The organism is Scytonema sp. PCC 10023 (assembly GCF_963920835.1).
GTDB lineage: Bacteria > Cyanobacteriota > Cyanobacteriia > Cyanobacteriales > Nostocaceae > Kalymmatonema.
The window spans coordinates 24,781-49,548 of the sequence record NZ_CAWUDP010000074.1; the positions used below are offsets into that span (position 1 = coordinate 24,781).

A 24,768-nucleotide genomic window follows, 5' to 3' on the forward strand; every position below is an offset into this window, starting at 1 on the left:
CACAATACGGTTGGTGTTAGTGGTCTTAATCCTTAAAGATCCCCCAACCCCCTTAAAAAGGGGGCTACATTCCCCCCGTTTATAAGTAAGGGGGGTTAGGGGGGATCTTGCCTTATCACCAAGCGTATTGACTTATGCCAGCCTTACACCGGTTTTCTGTAAGGTGGGCATTGCTCACCAATATCTCAAATGTACACCCGGTTTTTACGGGCAATGCCCACCCTACGATTTGTGGTCTAATCATAAGAATAAGCGCTGTAAGCAAGGACATTTTTGCAAAAACTCAGCCGCCTTGCGTTCTGCATCTGGGTTATTGGTATGTGCTGGTGTGGGTCGAATAATGCCAGCAAATAAATCATCCAAGCCATAGGGGGTGAAAAATTGCCATTGCCCTTGTGCATCTAGCCTCACACCCACAGCAGTAGCGGTGTGCAACCAGTTTGTGATGCCATCCTCTGTGCTAGTGTATGTTCTGCGACCAGAACGCCAACGAGCAAAACTCGCTTGATTTTTGACATCAAATAGGTAATCAGGAAACTGTTCTGTGAGGGTGGACTTGGCTGCTAATTCTTGGGAACGGTCTCCCTCGGCATCAAAAAATGCAATGTCAAAATCTTTGATGATTAATTGACAGCGATCGCCCTTTAGGGCGCTGCGCTCCGCGCAATCGCCAAAGATCTGTCTCCAAACAGTATTTCGTAAAGCACCACCTGCTAACCACCAGTTAGGAAGGTTAATTTGAGCGATCGCAGGTAATACATTGCCAATAGGGGAATCGGCTAAGAGTATTTGTAGGCGAGTGGCAGTATTCATAAACTACAAAATAACTCAAAACTCGAAACTTCGCCGCTACGAGCTTTTGAAACTTATATTTTTTGATGTTAAGCACTCCGGTTGAGAAAGCGCTCCATGCTCCGTTCCGCTAAAGCAGCAATAGTGAACGAGGGGTTAGTGCAGGCTGTCGAGCCTGGGATGAACGAACCATCAACAACAAACAAGTTACGATAGCCGTAAACCTGCCCGTAAGTGTTGCATACTTCCCCAATTGTTGCACCGCCAAGCGGGTGAGCTGTGGCACTAAAATCAAGCGGTTGAGTCTTCTGACCAGCGATTTCCTGACGCACGATGTCCCAATCAACCGCAATGTCAAGCTTGCGGGCTTTTAGACCAGCCAGTTGCAATAAGTAGGTTGCCAATTTGCCAAAATTATGCCAAAAAAAGCCGGTATCATATCCCTTCGAGATGTGATAGCGGCTTTCTTACAACGAAACGCAGCAATTCTTCTAGGCTTTCTGTATTCCTGGACGACCGTTTTCAACCACAAATGAACCCCACCCCCTAACCCCCTCCCCCTTCGGGTATGCCTTCGGCACGCTACGCGAACGCCAGTTGCCTGCTGTCGGGAAACCCTCCTGCAGCACTGGTCTCACCGCATGCGAGGAGGGGGAGGGATGAAAGCATATCTTCCCCCTACAGAAGGATAGAGCGATTCTCAATCGATTAGACTTTCTGTATTCCTGGACGACCGTTTTCAACCACAAATGAAGCACGGTTACTAATCGTGCCAGATTGGGTTGTCACGTCTGACAAGACTAAATAGTCTGTTTGCCAACTTGCGGGAGTAAGCACACAACGGACATATCCGCGTTGACCGTTATAAAACTTAATGTGCGGGTTGTCCGGCAAGTAGGCTTCAACTGTGGGACTCGTATCTGCCCCATCTCCACCGGAGGTAATCGAGGTACAAACGAATTCACTGCCAACTGTAGCGGATTCTGGTTTATTAAAGTCAGCCTTCAAATCCATTGCCCAGTTGGAATGCACATCGCCTGTCAAGACAACTGGATTAGACGGTTTGCGCTGTTCTAAGAAACCCAGCAGGCGATCGCGCGAAGCCAAATATGCATCCCACTTATCCATGCTGAAAGTTGCACCTTCTCCAGGAGTAAAGTCTCTTTGAGCAACAGGAACCTGCTGAGCGAGTATATTCCAGCGACCTTTTGAACGATCTAGACCTTGGTATAGCCATTCTTCTTGACGCTTGCCAAGAATCGTTGCTTCTGGATCAAAGTTCTCTGGGCAGCGTTCTTTAGTGCCATCTCCACAAGGCTGATCCGTGCGATACTGGCGCGTATCTAGCACATGAAAGGTTGCCAAGTTCCCAAAGGAAAGCCGACGGAAAAGTTGCATATCCGGTCCTTCGGGCTTCGAGAAGGGTCGTAGCGGCATATGCTCGTAGTAAGCCTGATAAGCAACTGCCCGCCGCTGTAGAAAGACTTGGGGGTCTTGATCCGGTTCATTATCAACTTCTGAGATAGCACCGGCGTAGTTGTTTTCCACCTCGTGGTCGTCCCAAGTGACAATCCAAGGGAACGCCGCATGAGTTGCTTGCAGATTGGGATCAGTCTTGTAGAGGGCGTGACGGTTACGATAATCCTCTAGAGTCACAATTTCAGGACCATTGTGCTGTCTGACACGACCTGCTGTGATTCCTCCCTCATAGATATAGTCACCTGTATGCACCACCAGGCTGATATCTTCCTGCGCCAAGTATTTGTATGCCGTGTAGTACCCTTGCTCATAATGCTGGCAGGAGACAAATGCAAAGGCAAATTTACTCAAGTCGCTATTTGGTTGAGGAGCCGTACGAGTCCGACCAATCGGGCTTTCTTCCGTGCCTGATGTGAAACGATACCAGTACCATGTGTCAGGCTTCAGCCCATTCACAACAACTCGAACCGAGTGAGCTAATTCTGGAATGGCAATCTCGGTGCCTTTTGCTACTATATTGTTCAGGTTGGGATCAGTTGCCACTTCCCAGCGAATTGGCACATTGACATTTGGCATTCCGCCCCCATTCAAGGGTTCAGGAGCCAGACGAGTCCAAAGCACCACGCTGGTTGGATAAGGTTCACCCGATGCCACACCGAGTGTAAAAGGATAACTAGAAAATGGGACTTGGGCGATCGCTCGTTGCTGGAATTGGCTGGCAATAGCCAAACCAGTCAATGCTCCTGCCCCAATAATTAAATTGCGTCGCTTGATTCGACTGTACAAAAACCGCTCAAAATTCCGGTAGTCTAACATCCTTACTCCCTGACTAACTAACAAATCAAGGCAGAGGAACAGGCGACACAAAAAAGGCAGGGTGATATTTGGCAAACTCCACAATTAATACCCCCATAGCCCAACTTTGACATAAATCATATAGTGTTATTTATGTCAATAACCCAAACCTGGATTCAATGCTAGAGCCAAGCTATTTTGTTAGAGTTGTAGAGGTAATATTTATCCTGTTATCCGCAGTACGGAAACTGTGAGATTTGTTTGCCACTCCAAAGCGTCAACTGTTACTTTGCCGAGTTTAACTTACCATTCAAACATTAATTTTTAGCAAAGGTATAGTTAATATAGGCTTAATCAAATTTTCCATAAAACTTAAAAACTCAGCTGCAACAGGCGCATTCATCACACCATCTGATCGCATTTATGTGCTAAAAAAGCCATGAAAAAAACTAAATCAAACCCTTGAGCAATCTTTAAAATTCTTCTACTTGTTCTGATTTCTGATTTCTGGGTTCTGAGTTCTGAGTTCTTCTTAATAAAATAGGAAAATAACACTGAGGAAGTGCAACGATGACCGCTGTTGTCCCTACCCCCTCCAAATCTGGAATTGTTTACCCAAACAGTGATGGAAAGCCTGTAACAGAAACATACGACCATCTCTACGCCATATTAACTACCCTAGAAGTCCTCAGACAATACCTACTTGCTAGTCGAGCTACAGTTTTAGCAAACCAATTTTTGTATTATGCCGAAGGTTTTCCAAAATTGCGCGTTGCTCCTGATGTAATGATTATTTATGACGTAGAACCAGGGGGACGAGACAATTACAAAATTTGGGAAGAGAAACAAGTCCCAAAGGTCATTTTTGAAATGACATCAAAAAGTACTCAGGACGAGGACAAAAACACTAAGAAAAACCTGTACGAAGCATTAGAAGTACAGGAAGATTGGTTATTTGACCCCAAGGGAGAGTGGATTGAACAGAAGTTACAGGGGTATCGATTGCGGGGAGATAGTTATGTAGCCATCACCGATAATCAAAGCGAACCCTTGCAACTACGTTTAGCAGTGGAAGAAAAATTGATTGGCTTTTACCGCTTAGATAATGGACAGAAATTGTTAGTTCCTGATGAGTTAGTTGAGGCGCTAAGAGAAGCAGAGAAACAAGCAGAACAAGAACGCCAACGTGCTACCCAACTCGAATCGATGCTAGCTCGTTATCGAGAGCAATTTGGGGAATTACCACATTAACAATTCAAAATTCAAAATTCAAAATTCAAAATTGAAAACAGTTTCACTCCTTGGATTTCAACCCCGACTGAAACTGAGACTAGGTATAGACGAAGGAGTTTTAAACCCTTTAATTTACGATAATCAAAAGAAAAATTACGTTTTTTTGCTTCTCCACTACACGACGCGGAAAATAAACGGGTAGCGGTAGGGCGAGTCAGGATCATCAAGAACGTGAAGAATGGCAAGAACTGGCATTAAAAAACTCACAATTGCCAATATAGCCAGCAGTGGAATACCAATCGCCACAAGAATCAGCAATGCAAATACAATTGCATAGATGTAAAGATTTATGTGGAAATTAAGCGATTCTTTGGCATTTTGTTTGACAACTGAGTCGTTGGTAGTCAACATAATTGCAATGGGTATGCCAATAGACACAATTGTCGAGCTAAAAAAGATTGCTCCGTGACATAACGCTGATAAAAGCCTGCGTTGGGTAACCTGTTCCATACCATAGCCCCCTGTTATGTAGACGTGATGAATCACATCTAGTGTTGACGACTACTTAATTCTAATTTTCTTGTGCGACAGATGTCCTCTGCTGTCTTATAGATTAGGGTGCAAAAACCGAGTGATGCTCAAGGGCTTTCAGACTTACGGGAAAATTTTGTAAATCGTTTCACTTTCTCTTGCTTTTCACGCCCATTTATGCAAAATTGTAATTCAGTAGCAAAAATACGGTTAGTTTATCGACCATGAGTAGATAATGAGGCATAAATAAATTAAATTAATGCCTATCCAGGTTGTGCATAGATGCCTTAGGGAATGAAACAGCCCTGCCAATTCATGGGGGGTTAGGGAGAACCAGCGCGATAAACAAGCGAACCGAACCGTATTGGAAGTTATCTTATAGGATTCCTATTTGATTTTTGAACAAAAATGCTTTCGCGCAGTTCCCACCTAAAAATACAAAAAAGATGTCTACATTTTAGGTGGGGTTAGCGAAAGCCAGTATAAAAGGCGAAGCAACGTTATTTATTTTCAGGTGCGACATCAGTAGACTGCCTTGTTCGTGCCCACTCTTCTATATGCAACCTAATCCAATTACCATAAGTCTGCTCAGGGGCTTTCACCTGAGCTATTTCTTTAGTTATCCAGTCTTCTAGATAAAAACTGACTTTAGTTCTAGACTGTGCATATTTAGCAACGTACTGTGCGGCTTTTCCACGATTTCTTTTCTGCCAGTCCTTACCCGATTCCGTAATAGGCATAAAAATTTTATCCATTTCGTTGACTACCTTAGCTCTAAGGTATAAGATAAAGAGCAATGAGTCAAGGGAAGGTCGAACCCGTGAGCAATAAATCAAAGAAGCGTAAATCAAATAAAAAGAAGTCTTCAAAGTCGGAAATGATTCGGACTGATGTGTGGGACTTGATTGCGCGACCAGAGGAGAAATGTCAATTAGTTATAACCGTTGAGGAATACCGTAAGTTTCTCAAACCTCTTGTCTTAATTGTTAATGCTCAATGGGTGAACCTTGCTGACTTGAGTGCAAAGGACAAGGTTAACGCTGTGGAGAAAATGATCCACAAAACAGCGGACAACCTAACTCCTAAGCATGATTATTATCAAAAAGTAATTGACAAGCATCCATCGTTCCGCAAATTTCCAAGCTATTTGAGACGAGCTGCAATAGAGTCGCGCTATTGGAATAGTATCTAGCTTCCAAACCCGTTACAGGGAATGGCAATTGGGTATCAGATCAAAGCGACAAGCTAGACCTCCTAAGCTGACCGCTATGTGCAACACTTACCCTGCTTTGTATGTAGGTAATCAAGTTCGTTATGGCTTAAACTATAGTTCGGTAGATATCAAAGTTTGGAATGGCACGGACTGGGTGTGGATTAATAAAATCCCGGTCAAAGGACATGGAAATAACAGACACCTTGTTGTTGGAAACGAGATACAGTCTCCAGCATTAGTGGTCAACAAAAATACTTGTCAGCTATCTATGCCTGTCAAAGTTTTAAAAGTGCAAAAGGAGGAGTCAAACTACGTTTGCGGCGTTGATTTAGGTATTAACAATGCTGCCACCTGCGCCATCGTTGGTCGTGACGGTACTGTAAAGGCTCGTGCATTTATCAATCCCGCTGGAGACATAGACCGAAGGAACCAACGACGCATGATGATAGCTCACAAGGCTCATACAACCCAAGCAAGGATAGGAAAGGACTCGAAACTTACCAAAGGTTTTTGTAAGGGGATGTATCGCAAATCTTCAAACATTAATTTGGAGATTGCAAGAAAAGTTAGTAAAGGTATTTTCGACTTTGCCAAAGAACACGACGTCAAGGTTATTGTATTAGAAAACCTTCAGGGTTGGAAAGCTAAGGCAGGTCGTAAAAAATCCTTGACTAAACAGAAATTCCATCTCTGGTGTCACCGTAAAATAGTACAGACACTAACTCAGAGATGGGCAGAATTGGGAGGGATTGTTAAAACTGTCAACCCCAAATACACCAGTAAGTATGCCTATGACGGGAGTGGAAAGGTACGGCGTAGTAAGACGAATTACTCTGTTGCTCGGTTCGCTTCAGGTAAACAATACAACGCCGATCTTAGTGCCTCCTACAATATCGCTTCAAGGTATTGGTACTGCGTGATTATGGGCGACACAACCTTCTCGCTTAGTGTTCGTAGACGGAAGCTCAACGAACAAATCGAGAACGCCGATAACGCTGGGGACGTTATGGGGCTTAGCTTCGTAGCGAAAGAATCCCCACCCATAATCTCTGATTTGGGTGGGGTGCGTTCAAATACACTACAAATACTTAAATTTTTTCCAAAATAAAACCGGATTCCTATATCAGACAAAGAAAGTACAAAAAAGCCCTAAACTTTTTCCACGAAACTCTAGGCAATGATTAAATTTTTCCCACCTATAAAATTAAAAAATAATTGCTGTAAATACGAGTTCTGCCTCAAAAACTCTTAAAGCAAAATTCGTATAATACAGAGAAAGATGAAAATGTAAGTAGCCATCTGTTCTGGTGTACGCAGTTGATGATGGCAACTTATAACGTTTAAGTTAAGACAAGGTAATATAAGAATTAATAACAGTCTTTTTGTATTTATTTTAACAAAAAGAGTAATTTTTGATAAAATAAAAAGTGAATTAATGAAAATCGTTCCCTAGTTTATGCGACATATCTATATTTTGTTTATTATTTCATGTCAGATTGAAAAACAATAATCGTATTTATCAACACACAATTATTCTTAGGTGTGTTATATTATCCATTGGTTCGTTCTATATTTTATGCATGTATAAAATTATACAGTATAAAGGGTGCGATAGTCAATCGTGGTAAGGCAAAAGTATTTCTGGAATTAAATGATACATTATCTAAAGAGTTATAGCAGTGATAGAAAGTCAAGTTGTTTCTCTTAAAAGAACTTAGGAAAGTTAGGAAAGTTAGTCCATGCCTGTGAAATCTACATCTAGGGAAGCACTGTATCGAGTAAAAGACCTGTTCACTGATTTGTTGGCATCTGTGTCATTTTTGCTGACTTGTGCTGTTTTCTTAACAGTGATTTGTTGGAAAAGTCCCGCTCTGCTATTTTGCTTGGTTGTGGGAAGCATAAGTGTAGCAATCATTGGGCGAATAGGACAACAGATAGGTTTACCTAAACAGTGGCTGATATTATTGCAAACTCTGGCATTATCAGCAATTCTCAGTTTATTTTGGCTAGACTACTTTAGCGATCCAGCAGCAGCTCAATTTTTCGCCAAAGCAGAAAACTTTTTCAAAAACACATTGACTCAGGGTTCGCAACAAGGGGCTGCCTCTACTGCCGCAATAAGTTTGGTGTTTAACGTTTTACGAGCGCTTTACTTACTCTATATCGCTGTTGCCCTGATCGGCGTTATTAACGCGGTTCGTAAAGATGAAGATTGGCAAGTTGTTGCCAGAACACCCCTGTTAGTAGTTATTGCTGTTACCATTGCTGATGTGTTGACATCTTTTATCATTGGCTAAGTCAGAGAATTCATATGGCTGAAGACCGAGACAAAGAATTTCGACCCGTCAACCAAATACTAGGAGCCAAACCTTCCCTAGGACCAATTCCTGCTGACCAAATCTTTCCTTGGGCGATTATTGCTCTACTGTCCTACTTCATTGTGAATGGTTTTTTTGGGAGTTTCTTTCCCGATGAATGGCAGAAATGGTTGTGGACTATTTTAATTGCTGGCTGGGGAATGGCAACTTGGTGGATATTAAGTGGGGGCAGAAGTTGGCGATTTTTGAGCAAGTTTATGGGTGTTCCGACCTGGACAAGAGGCACTGCTCGTTATAAAAGCTTTCTAGAGTTTCGGTATGAAAGACAAAATAGGAAAACAAAGCGTAGGCATCGCAGGTCAAGTAAATAGGTTAACACCTTTTGAAGATGCTCTCAATCTTGCCACAATGCTGCGTGTTGCAGTTGATGGTAGGGATGTTGGTGCATACATTTTGGCAAAAGGGAGTCAAAGAGATAGGTTTTGCTTTGTTTTTGGATTTGACTGCAAAGGCATTCATACGACTTTAAGAAGCGAGCAAATAGATACAATTTGTAACAATATAGAAGCTGGTTTAAAAGACCTTCCAGGCGAGGAGAGAGTGACTTTTCATTTGGGGTCTTTTTCTTCAGATACAAAACGCCAACAAGAACTTGCATCGCTTGTACAAAAAACCTCATCGCCCAGCATACAATATTTGCTCACGTCTGAGAGAGCCAGAACCCAACAGTTGACTCGCGCTGGTGTCCGTAAACCGAAATTTCTGCGCGTGTACGTGACTTATACAGTAGAACCGGATGCGAAAGGGGCTGATGATTGGATTGAAAAATTGTTGGCAAAAGCAGAATCTTGGTGGCATGAATTTAAGGGAGAAACAGCAGAAAGGGAAAATCACCGACTAGAAACTATTATTTCTAATGCTTATACTGAGGGATTTCGGCGCTGGGAACAAATTTTATCTAACAAATGGGGTTTAGATATTAGAGCATTAACAGCTACAGAATTGTGGCAAGAAGTTTGGGGACGATTTAACCAGACTGAAGCAATAGAGATACCCCAGTTACTTGTTTTAGATGAAAATGGACTGCAAGAAAAAATTTATTCAGACTTATCGAGTTGTAAGTTACTGCTAGAAAATATCCACAGCACCACATTGTTGATGGAGTCAAACGTACCTGTTGCTGACCGTCAATGGGTGAATTTGAAAAATCGCTATGTTGGCGTGATGACATTTCTAGAAAAACCGGGAGGGTGGCAGAATAAAACTTCACAATTGCGTTATCTGTGGGAACTTATTGCCAGAGATGCGATTGTGGATACGGAAATATTTTGTCAGTTGACGGCGGCGAATCCTGCCATAGTGAAAACGACCTTACAGCGGGTACTCAAGCAGTCGAATGTGACAACAAAGGTAGCACAAGAAAAAGGGAATACGATTGATGTTGCCGCGCAATTAAAATTGAGGAAATCTGTAGCAGCGCAAGAACAAATTTATGAAGGTGCGTTGCCGATCAATACAGGAACGGCTATTTTGGTGCATCGTCAAAGTTTGGAAAAATTAGACGAAGCATGCAGGTATATAGAAAACTGTTTTCAACGTCCGGCACAAGTTATTAGAGAAACGGAATATGCTTGGAAAATTTGGTTGCAAACTCTGCCAATTGTTTGGGACGTTTTGTTAGCGAAACCCTTTAACCGTCGTCAATTGTATCTCACAAATGAAGTGTGGGGATTGATACCTTTGGTGACAACTAGAGCAGGCGACAAAAGAGGTTTTGAACTCATTGCTGACGAAGGGGGAACACCAATACATTTAGATTTATTTAACCAGCACAAGAATCTCGCGTTGTTTGCCACAACTCGAGCTGGTAAATCAGTGTTGGTATCAGGGATTTTGACCCAGGCTTTGGCACATAATATGCCAGTAGTCGCGCTGGATTTCCCCAAACCGGATGGTACTTCTACTTTCACCGACTATACAGCATTTGTTGGGGAGAAAGGAGCTTATTTTGATATCTCCAAACAATCAAATAATTTATTTGAACAGCCAGACTTGCGTTCTTTAAGTGTAGAAGAACAGCGCGAACGCTTGCAAGATTACGTCGCATTTCTTGAGTCTGCCTTGATGACAATGGTACTCGGTTCCTCAAGCGGCAATCAACTGCTGACGCAAACCGTGCGTTCCGTTGTCAACTTGGCTTTGAATGCCTTCTTTGCTGACGAGGGGATTCAAAAGCGATACAAAGCAGCTATAGAAGGAGGGTTTGGTACCCAAGCGTGGCAAAAAACCCCGACTTTAAGAGATTTTCTTCACTTCTGTTCGCGCGAGCAGCTTAACTTGTATAGCGCAGGTGACAGAATTGATGATGCACTCGAAATTATAAATCTGCGTTTGCGCTTCTGGCTGGAAAGCCGTGTAGGACAAGCTGTTTCTGCACCTTCCAGCTTTCCGACTGACGCTCAACTTTTGGTTTTTGCACTGAGAAACTTATCAGATAGCGAAGATGCGGCGCTGCTCTCCTTGAGTGCTTATTCAGCAGCACTGCGACGTGCCTTGAGTAGTCCCGCTTCGATATTCTTTATCGATGAAGCACCAATTCTGTTTGAATTCGACCAAATTTCTGATTTGGTGGGTAGACTTTGCGCGAACGGAGCGAAAGCAGGTGTAAGAGTTATCTTATCAGCACAAGACCCGGATACCATTGCCAAATCCAGAGCCTCATCCAAGATTCTGCAAAACCTATCAACAAGATTAATTGGGCGCATTCAACCGGTTGCGGTTGATAGTTTCGTGCAAATCTTGAAATATCCCCGCGAAATTATCGCTCGCAACGCATCAGAAAGCTTTTTCCCCCGTAAAGAAGACATTTACAGCCAGTGGCTGCTTGATGACAACGGCGTTTTTACTTATTGCCGTTACTATCCTGGTTATGAACAGTTAGCCGTCGTTGCGAACAACCCTGATGAACAAGCTTCACGTAATCAAGCAATGCAGCAATATGGCGATAAATTTGAGGCTGTTTCTCATTTTGCGCGTCAATTGATAGGCTCAATTCGCGGACATTAAACTAAGGAGGTAAAATTCCAAAAAAATTATCACAATCATTTTAGAGAAATTGATAATAATATACCAAGACCCCACGTCTAACCTCTCCCTCCCAGCCTCCCTCTCCTATAAGGAGAGGGAGGAGCCATGTAAAAATAGGATTTTCAAGCCTCGTAAATTAATAATCTCGTTTCCAGGTTCTACCTGGAAATGCGGTGGGGGCGGCTCTGCCGCTGTTAAGGGAGGCAGAGCCTTCCACTAGGCATTCCCAGCCTGAGGCTGGGAACGAGGCAAGCCTCGTAAATTAATAATCTCGTTTCCAGGTAGAACCTGGAAATGCGGTGGGGGCGGCTCTGCCGCTGTTAAGGCAGGCAGAGCCTCCAGTAGGTATTCCCAGCCTGAGGCTGGGAACGAGGCAAAAGCCAAAACCCTTCTAAAATCTCGTTTCCAGGTTCTACCTGGAAATGCCCTTGAAGCGGCTCTGCCGCTGTTAAGGCAGGCAGAGCCTTCCACTAGGCATTCCCAGCCTGAGGCTGGGAACGAGGCAACGTCCCCTCCCTGCAAGCGGGGAGGGGTGCCGTAGGCGGGGTGGGGTTCCGAGGAAATAACAAGTCATCAAACGAAGGTGATATTATGCGTAAATTTGGCAAATCTCAAATCATCATGACTTCTCTTTTTGCTGTGGCATTTTTAGGAACCTTGCCAGCCATAGCACAACAATTGGAAGAAGTGTTGGGAACAGGAGATCTGGGACAAATTAAGAATGATTTTGACTCTTATGCGGCTAATTTAAGAGATTATCTTACAAATTATAACAATAGTGTTAAAACTTTTCAGCCTCTTGAGGTGCAGATACAATTAGGTATCACAGATTATTCAGGGAGCCTTGATCTTCCCAACCCTGTTGCTGCACCTGAATCTATCCGCAATCAGATAGTTGACAATTCGATTTCAGATAAATTTGAAACGAATCCGGCAATATATGGCTCGATTGTTAGTAATGAAATTAACCGTTATATAATCCGTGGATCTGCCGAGACTCTTTTAGGGGCGGATGGACAAGTTCGTTTAAAAGATAAGTTAGAAGCGACTCAGAATATTGTCAGGAATGCCGAGAAATCTTACCAAGAAGCGCAAGCGAAAATTCAACAAATACCACCACCTGTACCTAGTAGTAACGATCTTACGGGTGCCCAAGCTAGAGGAATGCTAGCATTAGCACAATTACAACTTGAAAGCATACAAATTCAAAAAGACCAATCCAAGTTAATGGCAGAAATGCTAGGGAGAAGCATCCAATCACAAAATGATTTGCAGTATACTAACTTGAATTTGGCAAATATTTCACAGCAGAATGAAGATACCAACCGTGCCAGAAGAGTAGAGACAGCGGCAGAAGTCGCGCGACTTTTACGAGTCACTTCTCAAACAGATTTGTTTAGAAGAAGCAGTGCCGCTCCTTCTTTGGAAAGTCCCCCTCCTGACTCGGAAAATAATCCTCCTGACTCAGAAAATAGTCCTCCTCCTGTGCTTGAGCCAGGACAGTAATCAAGATAAATTAATGGTAGAAAAATGTGGTTTTCTGGTTTCAATATTTTTGCTCAAATTGGCACCAATGGCACCAATGATGTTTTAACGAATGGTGTCCAAACTGCACAAAGCATTGCTGATGGTTGGGATCAACAGTGGATTGATTTATTGCAAACTAACACTAACACTAATTTATACGGTGCGCTTACAAACCTGGGTATTTTCTTTGCCGTAGGAACTTTGCTTTTTTTCATGGCGCAGTGGCTAAAAGATGTGCTTGATAATGAATATTCTCGTCCCATATCTGCTTTGATTTGGCCCTTCGTAGTGGTGTTGTTGTTAGCCAATCCTGGCAACGGCACTGTACTCTCTAATTTAACTTTGGGATTACGAGATTTTGTCAACACAATCAATCAGCAAGTTGTAGAAGCAGCCGATGTCAATCAAACTTATCAGCAAGCACTGAATATGAGTATTGCTGAAGATGTTGTTGGTGGTTTACTGCGTCCTTGTCAGTCCCTCACTGGTCAACAACAATATCAGTGTTTCGAGCAAGCACAGCAAAAAATTAATGTTCTCTTGGGGCAATACAGAGATTCTTACGGTGGACAACTTTGGATAGATAGACTTGCTGTCAAAGTCGATCAGATAACTATTAGTGGTAATCCAGCGGAATTAGCTTTTAACTCTTTACTGGGTTCCACAACCCAAACTATTATCAAAAATATTTTAGTTTCTTCACAATCTGCTTTTCAAAATTTAATAGAAGTGACAATGCTACTGATAGCAGCTTTAGGACCTTTAGCTGTGGGAGGGTCTTTGCTCCCTGTCGCTGGTAAACCGATTTTTGCCTGGCTGACTGGATTGTTGGCTATTGGTATTGCCAAGATTTCTTTCAATATTGTTGCTGCGGTATCAGCGGCTGTAATTATGAATGGTCCAGCGCAAAATCTCGATGCTGATCCAGACTTAATGTGGTTTATGATTCTGTTAGGAATTTTAGCACCGATTATGTCTTTAGGTTTGGCTGCTGCTGGAGGATTTGCAGTTTTTAATGCTATAAGTAATACTGCTGTGTGGGTGCAGGAAAGAGTTTAGATGTCTGTAGAGATGCAGCATGACACCTGTGTACATAACTGTAGAGACGCGCCATGGCTGTAGAGACGCGCCATGGCTGTAGAGACGCGCCATGGCTGTAGAGATGCGCCATGGCTGTAGAGACGCGCCATGGCGCGTCTCTACAAAAGTTTAAAATATCAGGAGGTGAATTGTAGGGCGATTTCATTTTATGGACAACACTTTGGAAGAAATTGTAGGGCTAATAAACCTCTTAGAAAAGTCAAATTTATGAAAATAAAACCACAGATGGACACAGATGCACACAGATAAGTTATCTATGTTAATCTGTGTGCATCTGTGGTTATGTCTATCTTTCAATCATACTTTTGCTAGGAGTCTCATAGTGGAAGTCTGTTAAGTCTGTGGGTGAAATTAAACATAAAATGCACTTTTGCTTGGTAGTAAGCGCTTTAGCGCTCAAAGCAATAATTTTAAGGGCTGAAGCCCTTACTACGAACTTTCGTGTATTTACAGCTTCCTACTTAAAACGGAGTGAGACTCAGAATTATAGTCACTTAAAACCGATCCCTTGTTCCCAATCTCTGACTGGGAATATGCCTCGTTCCCAGCCTGAGGCTGGGAATGCCTACTGGGGGGCTGCTGCCTCCCTTACTTGCGTTACTAGCCGCTTAAAGCGCATTTCCAGGTTCTACCTGGAAACGAGATTTTAGAAGGGTTTTGGCTTAAATTGACACCAATGGCATCTTGCCCGCCCTAAATCTAAGACGGGCGAGACGCCCATCCCACAAGAAAATTAAATTGTAATCCATTCAATTGAAAACCGATTTAAGCTATTAACTGTGGAACTTGAGTTCTTGGCAGATAAAGAAAGAATAAAATAACCCGGAGGTGACTGAAACTATGACCAAGCTATTACAACAAAGAAATACACGTAAGGTGGGCAATGCTTACCAAAACCCAGATATAACCCAGATGTGGTAGGCATTGCCCACCCTACAGATACTGTGGAACTTGAGTTGTTGACGAATAGAGGAAGAATAAAATAACCCGGAGGTGACTGGAAGTATGACAAGGCTTATACAAGAAAGAAAATCAGCAGTCAATCTTTTAACGATATTTACTATTTTTACTTTTGGTTTGCATTTTGTGACCGTGATTTTTTTATTATTTCAAGGCTTGCGTATTTACGAAGTTAGTCAAAGAAAGCCCCTTACGTTCGTGCAACTCGTTGATGGTAAAGCAGTACCTCAAACCAACACTCTTGAACGAGAACCTGAAGCTATTCGCCAATTTGTTAGTAAGACAATGGCTGCTATGTTCGACTGGTCTGGAAGACTTCCAGCAGCAACGGTTGAAGACGTGACTAACCCCAAAGCTGATGCAGGAATACTTATTAGTACGTCACAAAATCTCACGAAAAGAGTTTCTACAAGTAGTTGGGTAGCGAGTTTTGGACTTTCAGAAGATTTTCGCCAAGGTTTCTTGGCACTTATTGCGGATATGACGCCGCCAGAAGTTTTTTCTAAAAACAAGAACCAAGCGTTAACAGCGCAGTTAGCTATCCAGCGGGTTTATCCTCCTGAAAAAATCGCGCCTGGTCGGTGGCGAGTTGGTATGGTTGCTAATATAGTACAGGTGAGACGTAGTGATAATAAAAAGTTACTAACTCCTTTTAATAAAGATTTTTTAGTACGCGCAGTAGATTCTTTTGATCATCCCCTAGCAAACAGTATTACTCCAGTACAAAAAGCTATTTATAGTGTCCGTGACCAAAAGCTAGAAATTTATGAAGTCAGCGATTTATGTTTAACCAATCCCTATGATTCTTCGCCGCAAACTCGGTTACAACGCTGTAGCGACCTTCCCAATTCTGGCAGCTTTACAAGATAGGTAGGACATAATAATGTTATTTACTCCAAAAAACAACAAAACTAATATTCTTTCCATATTCGTTGTTGCAACATTTGGGTTGCATGTGTTTACCATATTGTTGCTGATGTTTCATAGTTCTCTGTTGAAAAGGCTGAGTGGTAATTTACCACAAAGTTTAGTGCAACTTGTTGATGGTCGTGCCATAACAGTAGATTCCCAAGAAAATTTAGAACGCAATCCAGAAACAATTCGGCGTTTCGTTGGTGAAACAATGACCATGATGTTTACTTGGTCAGACAAACAACCACCACAAACAGTTTGGCAAACAACTTCAGAACTTTTAACGGGTGATATTAGGCGAAAAGTTCAAGCTGAAATTGCTCAAGGAATTCCTAAAAATGTTTTGGTGAATCCCGTGGGAGCAGAAAGTGTATTATTAGTTCGCAGTATTTCTCAGCCAGAGAAAATAGCTGATGGTCAATGGCAAGTAGACATAGCTGCTAATCGATTGATTTTTGCAGGTTATAATAACAAAAATGGGGAAACAATTCCTTTTAATAAAAAAATATTTATTCGAGCATTAGATACACAAGCACTTAGCATACCCAATCCACAAAATCCTCTAGACTCAGCAATATACCGCCTCAACGAAGCGAGGCTAGAAATTTCTAATATTTGTGATATCAATGATAAAAGCTGTTCCAACAAAATGATGGAGGTACAGAAATGACTCAACTCCCAAGCCCTAAAAAACCGTCTAACAATTCCTCCAATTATGAAAATTCAGACGCTGAATTAAAATTTCGTCAACAGCAAGAAGGACAATCATCAGATTGGCATCAGCGGATGGCAAATTTGGTTGGTTTAGAAGAAGAAATTCCCCCATCCAAAGAAGAAAGCAGTGCTTCCGAGACTGCTAGTAATAGTAATGCTACTAGTAATGACGAAGTACCGCCGTCTCATCCATCCTCACTTCGCACACAACAACGATTCTCATCTAATCCTTTTGCCAAGGTAGCTGTGGTGGGTGCTGCTACCCTGTCTGGGGTTGTGATAGCTGGTATTTTTCTCTCTCAATTAATGAGTGGAAATAACAAACAGCCGCGAAAAATTGCGCCAACGATAACCCAGAATACCAATGAATTGAACAAAACAGAACAATTAAAACCGGAACAAGAAATTGAGATCTTAAAAACAAAACTTGCATTAGCTGAACAAGCAAAGGCTGTGAAAGCAGCGCAACTACAGTTGAGAACTGTACGTCCTCCAACTCGCGCGACGCCAACTCCAACACGAACAAGATCTCAGCCACAACCAGTCACACGCGTGGTGGTACAAAGGGTACCTACTCCAGCACGAACTGTTTACGTACCTCGCGTTGTCGAACGAATCGTCAGAGTTCCTCAACGTGTCGCGCAGGCGCGACCTACTCCTACTCCGCCTCCTCAGCCTCCTCGGGCTACTCCGACTCCTACTCCTCAACCAACAGTCACTGCTACTCCAAACGCAACATTTGAGCTCACCTCTGTACCAGAACTCACCCCAATCCCAATGCCATCGGATGTAGGAGAAGCTCTATCAACAAATAGATCAATAACTCCAACACCAACTCCAACACCAACCGTACCACAGGTAGCCAGTTCTCCTCCAGCTCCTTTAGCTTCTGAACTCAATACCAGGGCTAGACAACCTCTTCCAAATAGAACAAACACAACAACCAATCCTCAGGAACAATCACTAGCCTCAAACCAGACAAAACAGTATGGTGGTAAAGCGATCGCAATAGGAACCAAGGCTAAAGCTGTTCTAGCGGCTGATATCGCTGGAGAAGCAAATAGACCAGGGACTAATAATAGTAGTAGTAATAACAATAATAATAAAGATGACAGTCAATTTGTGGTGCGTTTGAGGGAACCATTGAAATCTGTAGATGGGGCGATCGCACTTCCTAAAAATACTGAATTAGTAGCTCAAATTAAGCAAATTTCCGAAGGCGGATGGGTACAACTCTCTGTAGTTTCAGTGAATTTCCAAAATAACGGCAATATCACAGAAATTCGCCTACCTCCGGATGCAATAAAAATTCGCAGACCTGGGGGAAGACCGTTACTTGCTAGAAAATATCCTGACAAATCCGGAAAGATAGCAGCCAATGATGCATTTTCAGGTTTGTTGGGGGGTCTCGGTCAAGTAGGAGATATACTTAACCGTCCTGAGACAAAACTTAGAAGGCAATGTGAACCTAATAATACTACTACTACTATTAATGGTACTACTACTACTACTAGTAGTAATGATTGTTACTCTTATTCAGAAACCGATCAACAAAGAAACATCCCTGCTGCAGTTTTAGAAGGCGCTAGTAAGGCGATGGTACCTCAGCTTAACAATCGCAACAACCAAGCCACCCAAGAGATGATGAAAAGTAATATTTGGCACTTGGAGGCTGGTACAGAAGTTGAAGTCTATGCCAATAAAATCACGCGGTTTTAGGTTATGTGTTGTAGTAATTAAGTTAGACCATTTAGTATCAAAAATGACTATTAGTAGAGCATTTTGTTAGCCGCGCCTTACCCCACCCTGACTTTTCACGTCATGTGGAAAAACCAACGCTAAACCTAACCCCCCAGCCCCCTTCCCTTTTAGGGAAGGGGGAGAATTTAAAGCCTCTCAAAAAGCAGGAGAGAGGTTTTCCAGATAAGAGTGAAAAGTAAGACCCCACCCCGGTTTTGTCTTGCGCCAAAACCGCCCCTCCCCTTAGCAAGGGGAGGGGATTAAGGGGTGGGGTAAATCAACGTGCAATAAACGTTTGAACGTGATTGTTGACACCAATCAACAATGCCCATGGGTATCAACTTAAGCTGAAAACCTTGTAATTACCTTACATCATGCCCTTATACTTGCCCGCAATTCTCGCCTTACCCCACCCCGATTTTGTCTTGCGCCAAAACCGCCCCTCCCCTTGTTAAGGGGAGGGGATCAAGGGGTGGGGTAAATCAACGTGCAATAAACGTTTGAACGTGATTGTTGACAGCAATCGACGAACGTGAACAACAAGATTCCCGACTTCTTGAAGAAGTCGGGAATCTGAGCATTTTAAGTTAAATATAATACATGGGATTCAACCGTTTCCTCTCCTGTTGTTTCTCGTACAAATCCTTGAGGGTATAACCTCCAAAAACTGCCATTGCTGCTTTTGCTGCTTCCTGCCAAACTTCTTGGATCATCATATTTTCCATAGTTGGTGATTCCCTCTGATCCCTGTGTTCTTGGATACCAGAACCCTCCAGACAAGTCAAAATCTCCAACATAGTGATTTGGTCAGGTGCTTTGCCCAATTGATAACCTCCTTTGACTCCGCGTTGACTGCGGACAATTCCACATCGCCGCAGTTGCATCAAAAGTTGTCCGAGATAGCGGTCTGGTATTTGCTGAGAAGATGCTATTTGCTCTATTTGCAAGAATTCTTCTTGCTCATAACATTTAACCAACTGTAGCAGCGCCAATAAAGAATATTTGATTTTAGAGGAAATTTCTATCATTTGGGGAAGAACGTCAGCTTTTCAAATATTACGATTTCGTAACAGATTTGTATAACTTTAAATAAGCAGAAAGCCACTCTCAATACGGTTCGGATAAGGCTTAATCCCCCCAACCCTCCTTAAGAAGAGGGGCTAATTTCCGCGATCTTCTGGGTTACAAGATCCCCGACTTCTTTAAGAAGTCGGGGATCTGACCCCTACGACATAGTATTGAAGCCATTGTGACCTTGCTTGCTGCTTATAGCGGTTTTCTTTGGTGGTGGGCATTGCTCACCAATATCTCAAATGTGTACCACATGAGCTTTTACGGGCAATGCCCACCCTACAATTTGTGGTCTAATCATATGAAAAGCGCTGTAAGTTTGGGTAGCAAAGTATCGGTTGTCGGCTGACTTTGCACTCGTCTGTGATTTGCCTTGGATAAACTTGTTTGCAAGTGCGGCAATAACATACTCCTATTGATGTACTATGAAATACGGTATCTTCCCCAATTTACTGTAGTTTTTTCCTCTTTCATACAATCAAGTTAAAATTTTATCTGAGTGAATGTTAATTGTGCAAAAAATTTACCTTAAATCTCTGCTTAATCGAGTAATTTTACTTAGAAGTCATATTTTGCTACTCTGAGAAAGCAGACACCATGTTGCCATGAAACTGTCAGGCATTTCCAGCGCTTATTCTATGATTAGACCACAAATCGTAAGGTGTTCCTTGCCCATAAAAGTTTATGTGATCAAGCTGAGTTCTGCGTTCCTACTCTGCGGTCTTCTTAAACTCTTGTTTACTGAACACTATTAAAACATTGCCTTTTCAAGTCAGTTATGAAAAAAAGTAAAGCTTTTAACGGTGCTAGTAAACTCACTGCACTTTTATGCCTGATAACTATTTTTCTTACACCTTTTGTGGTTGTTAATGCTGGAGAACGGGGAGTGTTGATGGAATTTGGAAAAGTCCAAAACACGATATTAGGAGAAGGAATTCATGTTATTATTCCTGTCGTTAATACAGTTAAGAAATTGAGCATTCGAGTTCAAAAACAGGATATTTCTGCTGAAGCTTCTTCCAAAGATTTACAGGATATTTTCACAGATGTAGCGCTCAACTGGCATATCATTCCAGATGAGGCAAATGCGATTTTTCAACAAATAGGAGATGAACAAAACGTTGTAGACCGAATTATCAATCCAGCAATTGAAGAAGTTCTCAAGGCGGTTATGGCAAATTATACTGCTGAAGAATTAATTACTAAACGGGGAGAAGTGAAAGCTGAAGTAGATAACGTATTAACTGCACGACTGGCAAATTATCATGTAGCAATTGATGATGTTTCCCTTGTGCATGTTCACTTTTCTCAGAGATTTGATGAGGCAGTAGAGGCTAAACAAATTGCCGAACAGGAAGCAAAACGGGCAGGGTTTGTCGCACTCAAAGCATCAAAAGAGGCAGAGGCAAAGGTTAATCAGGCAAAAGGAGAGGCGGAAGCACATAGGGTGCTGCATGAAACTTTAACTCCAGAAATTTTGCAAAATCGAGCATTAGATAAATGGGATGGGAAGCTACCGTTAATTTTTGGTAGAGGTGAGCCAACATTGTTTAATTTGAGCGAATTTTTCAAACCTTATCAGTAAACCCTGTACGAACGCTCGGATCCGAAAGTTTTACAACCCAGCAAAATGACAGCAGTAAAGACGCGCCACCTCTCGTCTCTACACTACCGGTTTGTAACTCTTGTAAGGTAAGTAGATCGGTGTAAATAATTTAGGTAGTAAGCGCTTTAGCGCTAAAGCGCTTACTACGAGCTAGCCTCTACCAGTTGTAAGGTGGGCAGTGCCCTAAACTTATGTCCAGCTCATCAGGTTTTACTCGGCACTGCCCACCCTACAGTCTATAATTTTTCGTTTGAGAACCATTACCCCAATCCCTAATCCCCAATCCCCAGTCCCCTTTACGAGGACAAGGAAACAAGCAGAAGTAGGAAATTTTGGCAATGGAAATCAGAATCAGATGAAAAATCGCGCAAATTCTAGAAATTCCTCGCAAAAGAACGATTATCGTTCTAATTTTTGCCCAAAAACCCAGATTCCCCTAAAATTGTCGAAGGGCAAGGATAAATTGTCGATGTTAACGGTGATGTCATCCTTGTTGCTCAAGCACCGACGGTAAATTTCATACCTGTGTTGTTTTGTCATGTCCAGTAAAGTTCGCGAAAAATTAAGTATTTACCAATACTGGCATTGCTTGAGCTTGGTTGCACTCATGAGTACTATAGCAGTAAAACCACTGCAAGCGCAAGTCATTAATACAACGCAAGCATCTAAGCAGCACGCCCAAATCCCTGTTCAAACCACTCCACGGCGGGAGAACCAGCCGCCTTCTAACCAGCAACTGCCAGAACAGGCACCTCCCTCCCCCCTACCGCCACCAGAGGAGTTACTTCCTCCACCCACCACAACACCCCCCAGTCCCGAACAAGCCCCATTTGAGGAAACTCCCCAAACCATCACTGTTGAAAAATTTGAAATCACAGGCAGCAGTGTCTTTAGTCGTGAAGATTTTGCCAAAATCACCGCACCTTACACGAAACGACCGATAACACTTGCAGAACTTTACCAAGTACGTACAGAAATTTCTAACTTGTATGTTAGCAAAGGATACATCACATCCGGAGCCTTTATCCCACCGCAGAAGCTTCAGGGAGGTGTCGTACAAATCCAGGTGGTTGAGGGTAAACTGGAAGACATCAAAGTATCAGGCACACGCAGACTGAATCCTGGCTATGTGCGCAGCCGCCTTGCCCTAGCCACAGGCAAACCCTTAAATCGCGATCGCCTGCTGGAAGCATTGCAACTTTTACAACTCAATCCCCTGATTGAAAACCTGTCAGCCGAACTCTCCGCAGGTTCGCGTCCAGGGGTGAGTTTGCTAGAAATACGAGTCACAGAAGCAGACACTTTTGACCTACAGATAGCCCTAGATAATGGACGTTCTCCTGCTGTGGGGAGTTTTCGCCGCCAAATCCAACTCAGCGAAGCCAATCTCTTGGGATGGGGAGATAGCGTCATCGCTGCTTACACCAATACTGATGGCAGCAATACCTTCGATTTTAGCTACTCTGTTCCCTTTAATCCCCGCAATGGCACAGTTAGCTTTAGCTTTGGAATTTCTGACAGCGATGTCATTGAAAGACCCTTTAGTGAGCTTGATATCCAGTCTAACTCTCGCTACTATGAACTCACACTACGCCAGCCCATCATACAATCTCCAACTCAGGAATTGGCATTAGGTTTGAGTGCAACTCGCCGGGAAAGCGAAGCCAGTTTACTCAATGGCGAAATTCCCTTTCCGGCTTTCGGCGCAGATGAAGAAGGAAAAACGCAAGTCACCGCTTTGCGTTTTTTTCAAGACTGGACGCAACGCAATAGTCAGCAAGTTTTTGCCTTGCGTTCTCAGTTCAGTTTCGGACTTGACGCTTTTGATTCCAACAGTTTCTTTGCTTGGAGAGGACAAGCACAGTGGGTGCGCCTGTTGGCTCGTGATACCCTACTCTTACTAAGAGCAGATGTGCAGTTCGCAGATCGAGCACTTGTGCCATTTGAACAATTTGGTTTAGGTGGTTTAGAAAGTGTCCGAGGCTACCGCCAAGATGCCTTACTCACAGATAACGGCATCTTTGCTTCTGCCGAAGTGCGAATTCCGATTGTCCGCTTCTCTGAAGGCAACAATGTTTTACAAGTCACCCCCTTTTTCGATGTTGGCACAGGCTGGAACCGTTCTGGTAGAGAAACCAGCCCGAGTTCGGAGCTAGATAATAATACACTTGTTTCTGTAGGCTTAGGATTGCGCCTACAATTAGAAAACCGCCTGACTGCCCGCTTGGACTGGGGTATTCCGATAATTTCCATCCCTGGGGATAAAGACACATGGCAGGAAAACGGTTTGTACTTTTCCATCATTTTTAATGCCTTTTAAAAAGTTAAAAGTCAAAAGTCAAAAGTCAAAAGTCAAAAGTCAAAAGCCAAAAAACTTTTTCTCTTCCTGATATTAAGTTCGGTTAATTAGTTATGATTTCCGTGATATTTAACCCCACCCCTTAATCCCCTCCCCGCAAGCGGGGAGGGGAGGTTTGGCGCAAGACAAAACCGGGGTGGGGTTCTTCGGTATTTATAAGCGATTAAGCAAACTTGATATTACCGCTCTTCTACGATGGAGAGAAAATAATTGAGGCGACTTCCAGTCGCGGAGTTGACGGGCACACAAACGCTCGTCCCTTCGGGTATCTCCCTCGCGGTGCGGCACGGCTGCGCCTGTACCGTGCGACCTCCGGAGGAGGCACGGAGACGCTGCGCGTATGCCTGCGGCACGCCTTACGGCGAACGCATGATTGCGTGCGCTTTGCGCTTACGCCAGTTGCCGCTTGTTGGGAGACCCTCATTCGCCCTGCGGGCAGGCACACGGTACAGCACTGGTCTCACCGCCTGCGTGGACTAACGTGAACTACCTACACCGACCTTGCGGTACGGTGTAGGCTTCTGACTTCGTAGACCGTTGCCCCTTACTCAGACCGTGCAGGTGGTCTTACACAGCCTCCATCAGCAAGAACGGGATTCCCTCCGCCCGTAGATAATATCCGAATTCCTTCATTTCTGATGTTCAGTGCTGCATTACCATCACGGTCATGATGAGTATTACACTTGGGACAATCCCATTCACGGATGTCAAGTGTTAACTCATCAAGAACATGACTGCAGCATGAACACGTTTTTGAACTAGGGAAAAATCTTCCTATTTCTACAAGTTGTCCGTCTTTGAGTTTCAACTTGTAGTCTAGAAAATTAATAAACATCCCCCAACCCACATCGGATATTGATTTTGATAGCTTCCGGTTCCGTACCATTCCTAGAAAGTGGAGATTCTCCACAACAATGATTTGGCTTTCATCTACCAGTTTCCTACTTAATTTGTGTAGGAAGTCCTGACGGGAATTTGATACTCGTTCGTAAACCGAATCGACTAGTTTTTTGTATTTGTTTTTTGAATGACTTCCTTTTACCTTACGAGCAAATTTCTTCTGAATCCTTACGCCAGGTTCTTCTCATGACGTTTCAGGTGTTTTGGATTTGAGTGTTTGGTAACTTCTTCTCCATCATGAACAATGGCGAAATCTTTTAATCCTAAGTCAATACCCAATGTCTTGCCATCAGATGATTGACTGGAATCGCCTTCCACCTCAAGTAATATTGAAGCAAAGTACTTATCTGTAGGAGTCTTGCTGATAGTGACAGTCTTATCCCTCTTCTGTCACTCTCCGGGTATTCTGAATAAAAGAATTAAAAGAAAA

General features: G+C 43.0%; 22 protein-coding genes. 13 read left to right on the plus strand and 9 right to left on the minus strand.

Features of this window, described 5'->3' with window-relative positions; translation table 11 throughout:
• Nucleotides 1-240: 240 nt before the first annotated feature.
• From ACM0OZ_RS33970 to ACM0OZ_RS33980, 3 genes are all read right to left on the minus strand, one after another.
• A complete protein-coding gene (locus ACM0OZ_RS33970; RefSeq protein WP_414587239.1) occupies nucleotides 241-813 on the minus strand; it encodes a nucleotidyltransferase family protein in 573 nt (190 codons plus the stop codon).
• A gap of 68 nt (nucleotides 814-881) precedes the next feature.
• Nucleotides 882-1,196 carry a GMC oxidoreductase gene (locus ACM0OZ_RS33975; RefSeq protein ID WP_414587240.1) on the minus strand — a complete coding sequence of 105 codons (315 nt, stop codon included), beginning with the start codon at nucleotides 1,194-1,196 and terminating at the stop codon, nucleotides 882-884.
• 304 nt (nucleotides 1,197-1,500) lie between these two features.
• The gene (locus ACM0OZ_RS33980; protein WP_414587241.1) at nucleotides 1,501-3,087 is read right to left on the minus strand and encodes an alkaline phosphatase D family protein; all 1,587 of its coding nucleotides are present in this window, start codon (nucleotides 3,085-3,087) and stop codon (nucleotides 1,501-1,503) included.
• Nucleotides 3,088-3,636: 549 nt separating this feature from the next.
• Here ACM0OZ_RS33980 and ACM0OZ_RS33985 point away from each other — a divergent pair.
• A complete protein-coding gene (locus ACM0OZ_RS33985; protein ID WP_414587242.1) occupies nucleotides 3,637-4,317 on the plus strand; it encodes a Uma2 family endonuclease in 681 nt (226 codons plus the stop codon).
• Nucleotides 4,318-4,473: 156 nt separating this feature from the next.
• Here ACM0OZ_RS33985 and ACM0OZ_RS33990 read toward each other — a convergent pair whose 3' ends face one another.
• Together ACM0OZ_RS33990 and ACM0OZ_RS33995 are read right to left on the minus strand one after the other, a co-directional pair.
• Nucleotides 4,474-4,809 carry a DUF4870 domain-containing protein gene (locus ACM0OZ_RS33990; protein WP_414587243.1) on the minus strand — a complete coding sequence of 112 codons (336 nt, stop codon included), beginning with the start codon at nucleotides 4,807-4,809 and terminating at the stop codon, nucleotides 4,474-4,476.
• Between the two features lie 521 nt (nucleotides 4,810-5,330).
• Nucleotides 5,331-5,570 carry a hypothetical protein gene (locus ACM0OZ_RS33995; RefSeq protein ID WP_414587244.1) on the minus strand — a complete coding sequence of 80 codons (240 nt, stop codon included), beginning with the start codon at nucleotides 5,568-5,570 and terminating at the stop codon, nucleotides 5,331-5,333.
• 80 nt (nucleotides 5,571-5,650) lie between these two features.
• Between ACM0OZ_RS33995 and ACM0OZ_RS34000 the strand changes: the two genes are divergently transcribed.
• From ACM0OZ_RS34000 to ACM0OZ_RS34020, 5 genes are all read left to right on the plus strand, one after another.
• A complete protein-coding gene (locus ACM0OZ_RS34000) occupies nucleotides 5,651-6,022 on the plus strand; it encodes a hypothetical protein (protein WP_414587245.1) in 372 nt (123 codons plus the stop codon).
• A gap of 76 nt (nucleotides 6,023-6,098) precedes the next feature.
• Nucleotides 6,099-7,151: an IS200/IS605 family accessory protein TnpB-related protein gene (locus ACM0OZ_RS34005; RefSeq protein WP_414587246.1), complete on the plus strand. Its 1,053-nt coding sequence runs from the start codon at nucleotides 6,099-6,101 to the stop codon at nucleotides 7,149-7,151.
• Between the two features lie 631 nt (nucleotides 7,152-7,782).
• Nucleotides 7,783-8,340: a hypothetical protein gene (locus ACM0OZ_RS34010; RefSeq protein ID WP_414587247.1), complete on the plus strand. Its 558-nt coding sequence runs from the start codon at nucleotides 7,783-7,785 to the stop codon at nucleotides 8,338-8,340.
• 14 nt (nucleotides 8,341-8,354) lie between these two features.
• A complete protein-coding gene (locus tag ACM0OZ_RS34015; protein WP_071838426.1) occupies nucleotides 8,355-8,732 on the plus strand; it encodes a hypothetical protein in 378 nt (125 codons plus the stop codon).
• Nucleotides 8,680-11,427 (plus strand): hypothetical protein, encoded by a 2,748-nt coding sequence (locus tag ACM0OZ_RS34020; RefSeq protein ID WP_414587248.1) that lies wholly within the window; start codon nucleotides 8,680-8,682, stop codon nucleotides 11,425-11,427. The genes ACM0OZ_RS34015 and ACM0OZ_RS34020 overlap by 53 nt, the downstream gene beginning before the upstream one ends.
• Before the next feature lie 237 nt (nucleotides 11,428-11,664).
• On the opposite strand, the gene ACM0OZ_RS34025 is transcribed toward ACM0OZ_RS34020, so the two are convergent.
• Nucleotides 11,665-11,919, minus strand: a complete 255-nt coding sequence (locus tag ACM0OZ_RS34025) for a hypothetical protein (RefSeq protein WP_414587249.1) — start codon at nucleotides 11,917-11,919, stop codon at nucleotides 11,665-11,667.
• A 120-nt stretch (nucleotides 11,920-12,039) separates the two neighbouring features.
• On the opposite strand from ACM0OZ_RS34025, the gene ACM0OZ_RS34030 reads away from it, so the two are divergent.
• The 5 genes from ACM0OZ_RS34030 (at nucleotide 12,040) to ACM0OZ_RS34050 (ending at nucleotide 18,381) form a co-directional block, all read left to right on the plus strand.
• Nucleotides 12,040-12,954 carry a hypothetical protein gene (locus ACM0OZ_RS34030; protein ID WP_414587250.1) on the plus strand — a complete coding sequence of 305 codons (915 nt, stop codon included), beginning with the start codon at nucleotides 12,040-12,042 and terminating at the stop codon, nucleotides 12,952-12,954.
• Between the two features lie 24 nt (nucleotides 12,955-12,978).
• On the plus strand, nucleotides 12,979-14,034 hold the full coding sequence (locus ACM0OZ_RS34035; RefSeq protein ID WP_414587251.1) for a hypothetical protein: 1,056 nt from the start codon (nucleotides 12,979-12,981) through the stop codon (nucleotides 14,032-14,034).
• Nucleotides 14,035-15,081: 1,047 nt separating this feature from the next.
• Entirely contained in the window at nucleotides 15,082-15,906 is an 825-nt protein-coding gene (locus tag ACM0OZ_RS34040; protein ID WP_414587252.1) for a hypothetical protein, read from the plus strand.
• Between the two features lie 10 nt (nucleotides 15,907-15,916).
• Nucleotides 15,917-16,618, plus strand: a complete 702-nt coding sequence (locus ACM0OZ_RS34045; RefSeq protein ID WP_414587260.1) for a hypothetical protein — start codon at nucleotides 15,917-15,919, stop codon at nucleotides 16,616-16,618.
• The gene (locus tag ACM0OZ_RS34050; RefSeq protein ID WP_414587253.1) at nucleotides 16,615-18,381 is read left to right on the plus strand and encodes a hypothetical protein; all 1,767 of its coding nucleotides are present in this window, start codon (nucleotides 16,615-16,617) and stop codon (nucleotides 18,379-18,381) included. Before ACM0OZ_RS34045 ends, ACM0OZ_RS34050 begins: the two co-directional genes overlap by 4 nt.
• A 608-nt stretch (nucleotides 18,382-18,989) precedes the next feature.
• Here the strand turns inward: ACM0OZ_RS34050 and ACM0OZ_RS34055 are convergent.
• Entirely contained in the window at nucleotides 18,990-19,430 is a 441-nt protein-coding gene (locus ACM0OZ_RS34055) for an RrF2 family transcriptional regulator (RefSeq protein WP_414587254.1), read from the minus strand.
• 821 nt (nucleotides 19,431-20,251) lie between these two features.
• Here ACM0OZ_RS34055 and ACM0OZ_RS34060 point away from each other — a divergent pair.
• A complete protein-coding gene (locus ACM0OZ_RS34060) occupies nucleotides 20,252-21,058 on the plus strand; it encodes a prohibitin family protein (protein WP_414587255.1) in 807 nt (268 codons plus the stop codon).
• 559 nt (nucleotides 21,059-21,617) lie between these two features.
• The gene (locus tag ACM0OZ_RS34065) at nucleotides 21,618-23,399 is read left to right on the plus strand and encodes a ShlB/FhaC/HecB family hemolysin secretion/activation protein (protein WP_414587256.1); all 1,782 of its coding nucleotides are present in this window, start codon (nucleotides 21,618-21,620) and stop codon (nucleotides 23,397-23,399) included.
• A 583-nt stretch (nucleotides 23,400-23,982) separates the two neighbouring features.
• Here the strand turns inward: ACM0OZ_RS34065 and ACM0OZ_RS34070 are convergent.
• On the minus strand, nucleotides 23,983-24,504 hold the full coding sequence (locus tag ACM0OZ_RS34070) for an RNA-guided endonuclease InsQ/TnpB family protein (protein WP_414587261.1): 522 nt from the start codon (nucleotides 24,502-24,504) through the stop codon (nucleotides 23,983-23,985).
• A 2-nt stretch (nucleotides 24,505-24,506) separates the two neighbouring features.
• Entirely contained in the window at nucleotides 24,507-24,656 is a 150-nt protein-coding gene (locus ACM0OZ_RS34075; protein ID WP_414587257.1) for a hypothetical protein, read from the minus strand.
• Nucleotides 24,657-24,768: the final 112 nt, after the last annotated feature.